Source organism: Nocardioides sp. (assembly GCF_050699375.1).
Classification (GTDB): Bacteria; Actinomycetota; Actinomycetes; order Propionibacteriales; family Nocardioidaceae; genus Nocardioides.
Window position 1 is genome coordinate 1 of sequence record NZ_JBOHDN010000300.1, and the last position, 5,154, is coordinate 5,154.

Consider the following 5,154-nt stretch of genomic DNA (forward strand, 5'->3'; position numbering starts at 1 on the left):
ATCCCCTACGACCGGCTCCTGGGCCAGGCGTTCATCCGGATCATCGAAACCTACGACGTCGACCAGTTGCCCCGCCACGGTGGACATGGGACCACGGTGTTCATCACCATGACCCTGGACCAGCTCCGCACCGACCTCGGCACCGCCTCATTGGGGTTCGACGGCGACACCATCACCGCAGCAGAAGCCCGCAGAATGGCCTGCAACGCCGACCTGATCCCCACTGAACCGCCCCGGGGTTTCCGGACACTTCTGATGGTGTCTCTACCCGGTCGGGACGAGACGGTTTCTTGCAGCGTAGTGCGCGTTCTCGATCTCGATGGGTCCCGGTGTCCAGGACCGCGAAGCGGCCGGCGCAGCCGGCGGGCCGTAGGCCCGTCCTTGACTCCGGGGCGCATCGAGAACACCCTCCAGAAAGGGTCGGCGGCCCACACCAACCCGTCGAAGCGAACGTTCCGGCAGGGAGGCCTCGACAAGCTCGACCACCGGGGCGGCGTGGTCTCGACAAGCTCGACCACCGGGACCTGGGGAGGGTCTCGACAAGCTCGACCACCGGAACCAAGGAAGGTCTCGACAAGCCCGACCACCGGAACCAAGCGACGTCTCGACAAGCTCGACCACCGGAGACAACAGATCGAGCCAACCCCGACGATCGAGGCCGGACCTCTTGACCGAGCAGATGCCGAGAGATGCCATAGGCTCCAAGCACCGTAGCCAAAGGAGAGTCGAAGGGTGCCGGGAGAACGTTCAGCAACCCTGAGCGACGTGGCCCGCGAGGCAGGAGTCTCGTTGGCCACGGCGTCGCGCGCGCTGAACGGGAGCGAGCGGGTGGTGCGTCCGGAGCTGCAGGAACGTGTTCTGGAGGCGGCCCAGAGACTGGGTTACGCGCCCAACGCCAACGCCCAGGCGATGGCGCGAGGGTCGACCGAGACGGTCGGGCTGCTGGTGAAGGACATCTCCGATCCCTATTTTTCGACGATCGCCGGCGGCCTGGCCGAGGCGGCCGAGGAGCACGGTCTGCTGGTGATGCTGTGCAACACCGGCGGCCAGCCCGAACGGGAGCAGAAGTTCCTGGCCGCCCTGCGCCGGCAACGTAGCCGGGCGATCGTGCTCGCGGGCAGTGACACCGCCGACGAGCGCCAGACCAGCGAGGTCGCCGATCTGCTCACCTCCTATCTCGACGGCGGTGGCCGGGCGGCGGCGATCACCCAGCCGCGGCTACCGGTCGACACCGTCGTCATCGACAACCACGGTGGTGCGACCGCGCTGGCCGTGCAGCTGCTCGACCTCGGCTACCGACGGGCGGCGGTGCTCGCCGGGCCCGAGGACCTGCTGGTCTCGGCCGAGCGTCATGCCGGCTTCGCCGAGGCGTGGCGGGAGGCGACCGGCTCGAAGCCGACGTACGTGACCGACGAGTTCAGCCGCGACGGCGGGCACCGTGCGATGGCGCGGCTGCTCGACGACGACCCGGACATCGACTGCGTCTTCGCGGTCAACGACCTCATGGCGGTCGGCGCCCTGGCCACCTGCCGACAGCGCGGCGTCGAGGTGGGTCGCGACCTCGCGGTCGCCGGATTCGACGACATCGCCACCCTGCGCGACGTGACCCCGGGCTTGACCACCGTACGTCTCCCCCTGGCCGAGATCGGCCGGCTGGCGCTCGACCTCGTCCTCGCCGCGCCGACCGCAGAGCTGCGGAAGCACCAGGTCCAGGGCCAGGTCGTGCTCCGCGAGAGCACTCCTCCGCGCCTCTGACACCCGGCCGAGGCGTACGGCCTCTTGCGAGAGACGTCACACCCGTCGTACCGTGTTGGAAAGCGCTTTCCAACGTAGACGAGGACCACACATGGCCACACGACGGCTCGGCATCATCATGAACGGCGTCACCGGACGCATGGGCTACCGCCAGCACCTGGTCCGCAGCATCTTGGCGGTCCAGGAGCAGGGCGGCGTCGACCTCTCCGACGGCACCCGGATCCTGCCCGACCCGATCCTGGTCGGACGCAATGCCGAGAAGCTCCAGGACATCGCCAAGGAGCACGGCCTGGACCGGTGGACCACCGACCTCGACGAGGCGCTGGGCAACGCCGAGGACACCGTCTACTTCGATGCCCAGCTGACCAACGTACGTGAGGCCGCCATCACCAAGGCCATCGCGGCCGGCAAGCACGTCTACACCGAGAAGCCGATCGCCGACGACGTCGAGGGCTCGCTGCGCCTGGCGCGCCTGGCGGCCGACGCAGGGGTGAAGAGCGGCGTCGTCCACGACAAGCTCTACCTGCCCGGCCTGCTCAAGCTGAAGCGGCTTGTCGAGTCCGGCTTCTTCGGCCGCATCCTCAGCGTGCGCGGCGAGTTCGGCTACTGGGTCTTCGAGGGTGACCTCCAGCCCGCGCAGCGGCCGTCCTGGAACTACCGCAAGGAAGACGGCGGCGGCATGACCACCGACATGTTCCCGCACTGGAACTACGTCCTGGAGAACCTCTTCGGCAAGGTCGAGGCCGTCACCGCCAAGGTCGTCACCCACATCCCCGAACGCCGGGACGAGCAGGGCGAGGCGTACGCCGCGACCGCCGACGACTCCGCGTACGGCATCTTCGAGCTCGAGGGCGGCATCATCGCCCAGATCAACTCCTCCTGGGCCACCCGCGTCCACCGCGACGAGCTGGTCGAGTTCCACGTCGACGGCACCCACGGCTCCGCCGTCGCCGGCCTGCACCACTGCCTCGCCCAGGACCGCAACCTCACCCCGAAACCGGTCTGGAACCCCGACCTCGTCGAGTCCATCCCGTTCCGCGAGCAGTGGTCCGAGGTGCCCGACAACCAGCCCTTCGAGAACGGCTTCAAGGCCCAGTGGGAGCAGTTCATCCGGTACGTCGAGGGCGACGACGAGCACCCCTACGACTTCATGGCGGGGGTCCGCGGAGTGAGGCTCGCCGAGGCCGGGCTCACCTCGTCTGCCGAGGGCCGCCGGATCGAGCTCGGAGAGATCCAGCTGTGACCTCCGTACGCCTCCCCCGGCCCGACGGCGGCACCGAGCACTATCCGCTCGCGGCCCCCAGGGAGTGGACGAAGCCGAGTGCGCCGTTCACCTCCCGGACCGCGTATGCAGCCGCCCACGTCGTCCCCCGCACACTCGCCGAGAACGTACCCGGCGCACCCGCGGACATCGACTGGGACCACACCCTGGCCTACCGCCACGAGCTGTGGTCCTACGGTCTCGGCGTGGCCGAGGCCATGGACACCGCCCAGCGCGGCATGGGGGTCGATTGGACCGCCGCAGCCGAGCTGATCCGCCGCTCGGCCGCCGAGGCAGCCTCCGTGGGCGGGTCCATCGCCTGCGGCGCCGGCACCGACCAGCTCGCGCTCGATGCCCTCCCCGAGGGCACGGCCGGCCTGGCCACCGTCATCGATGCCTACCGCGAGCAGATGAAGGTCGTCGCCGACACCGGCGCGACCACGATCGTGATGGCTTCGCGCGCACTCGCCCGGGTCGCCCGGCATGCCGACGACTATGCCGAGGTCTACGCGACGCTCCTCGACGAGGCCGAGAGCCCGGTGATCCTGCACTGGCTGGGTGACATGTTCGACCCGGCGCTGGCGGGCTACTGGGGCTCCTCCTCGGTCGCGGAGGCGACCGAGACGTTCCTCGACGTGATCCGGGCCCGCCCCGGCAAGGTCGACGGGGTCAAGGTCTCGCTCCTCGACGCCGAGCACGAGGTCGGGCTGCGCCGGGCGCTGCCCGGCGGCGTACGGCTCTACACGGGGGACGACTTCAACTATCCCGAGCTGATCGTCGGCGAGGGCACGGGCGAGGGCGAGTTCTCGCACGCCCTGCTCGGCATCTTCGCCGCGATCTACCCGGCCGCCTCGGCCGCGCTGCAGGCACTCGACGCGGGTGACCCGGACGAGGCCCGCGCGCTGCTGGAGAGCACCCAGGCGCTCGGCCGGAAGATCTTCGAGGCGCCGACCTACTACTACAAGACCGGGATCGCGTTCCTCTCCTGGCTGAACGGCCACCAGCCAGGGTTCTCGATGGCCGGGGGCCTGCACGCCGGTCGCTCGGTACCCCATCTGACCGAGGTGTTCCGGCTGGCCGACGCGGCCGGCCTGCTGACCAGCCCCGACCTCGCGGCCGCACGCATGCGCGCCTTCCTCACCGTGCAAGGAGTCGACCAGTGACCGACAGCATCACCGGGCTCGAACGCCTCTCGCTCAACACCAAGACCACCAACTCCTGGACCCTCGCCCAGGCCGTCGACGGTGCGGCTCGGGCCGGCATCCCCGCCCTGGGGCTGTGGCGCGACCGCGTGCACGAGACCGGCGTGGAGAAGACCGCCAAGCTCGTACGCGACGCCGGGCTGCGCGTCTCCTCGCTCTGCCGCGGCGGCTTCCTGACCGCATCCGACGAGGCCGGGATCGCCGGAGCGCTCGAGGACAACAAGCGGGCGATCGACGAGGCCGCCACCCTTGGCACCGACACGCTGGTGATGGTCGTGGGCGGCCTACCCGAGGGCGACGTGGACCTGGCCGGCGCCCGGGAGCGGGTCGCCGAGCGGCTCGCCGAGCTGGCCCCGTACGCCGGCGACCACGGCGTGAAGCTCGTCCTGGAGCCCCTCCACCCGATGTACGTCGCCGACCGGGCGGTCATCTCGACCCTCGGCCAGGCACTCGACCTTGCTGCGCCGCACCCGACCGATGCGGTCGCCGTCGTCGTGGACACGTTCAACGTCTTCTGGGACCCCGACCTCGCGGCCCAGATCGAGCGGGCCGGCGAGGAGGGCCGGCTCGCGGCGTACCAGGTCTGCGACTTCAACCTGCCGATCCCCTCCGACGCCCTGCTGGCGCGCGGGATGATGGGCGACGGGGTCATCGACTTCGCACCGATCACCCGGATGGTCGCCGGGACCGGCTACACCGGCGACGTCGAGGTCGAGATCTTCAACGAGGCGGTCTGGGCCAGTGACCCCGACGACGTGCTCGCCACCATGACCCAGCGCTACCGCGACCTCGTTCTGCCTCATCTGTGACGCCGGGTCGTCCACCGGAATCCACACGAACGTCGAACGCCGCCGAACTGCTCCCACAGCTCGGCGGCGAACTCGGGTAACACGTCGTTCGTAGGACTATCCGGTCGTTCCCATAGGGCGAGTAGTC

General features: G+C 69.8%; 4 protein-coding genes. All 4 read left to right on the forward strand.

Annotated elements, in window-relative coordinates:
• Window positions 1–732: 732 nt before the first annotated feature.
• Window positions 733–1,755: a LacI family DNA-binding transcriptional regulator gene (locus ACRDPS_RS21475; RefSeq protein ID WP_431503700.1), complete on the forward strand. Its 1,023-nt coding sequence runs from the start codon at window positions 733–735 to the stop codon at window positions 1,753–1,755.
• A 91-nt stretch (window positions 1,756–1,846) separates the two neighbouring features.
• On the forward strand, window positions 1,847–2,998 hold the full coding sequence (locus ACRDPS_RS21480) for a Gfo/Idh/MocA family protein (protein ID WP_431503701.1): 1,152 nt from the start codon (window positions 1,847–1,849) through the stop codon (window positions 2,996–2,998).
• Window positions 2,995–4,179: a dihydrodipicolinate synthase family protein gene (locus ACRDPS_RS21485; RefSeq protein WP_431503702.1), complete on the forward strand. Its 1,185-nt coding sequence runs from the start codon at window positions 2,995–2,997 to the stop codon at window positions 4,177–4,179. Before ACRDPS_RS21480 ends, ACRDPS_RS21485 begins: the two co-directional genes overlap by 4 nt.
• Complete coding sequence (locus tag ACRDPS_RS21490) at window positions 4,176–5,027, forward strand: sugar phosphate isomerase/epimerase family protein (protein ID WP_431503703.1); 852 nt, start codon at window positions 4,176–4,178, stop codon at window positions 5,025–5,027. Before ACRDPS_RS21485 ends, ACRDPS_RS21490 begins: the two co-directional genes overlap by 4 nt.
• Window positions 5,028–5,154 lie beyond the last annotated feature (127 nt).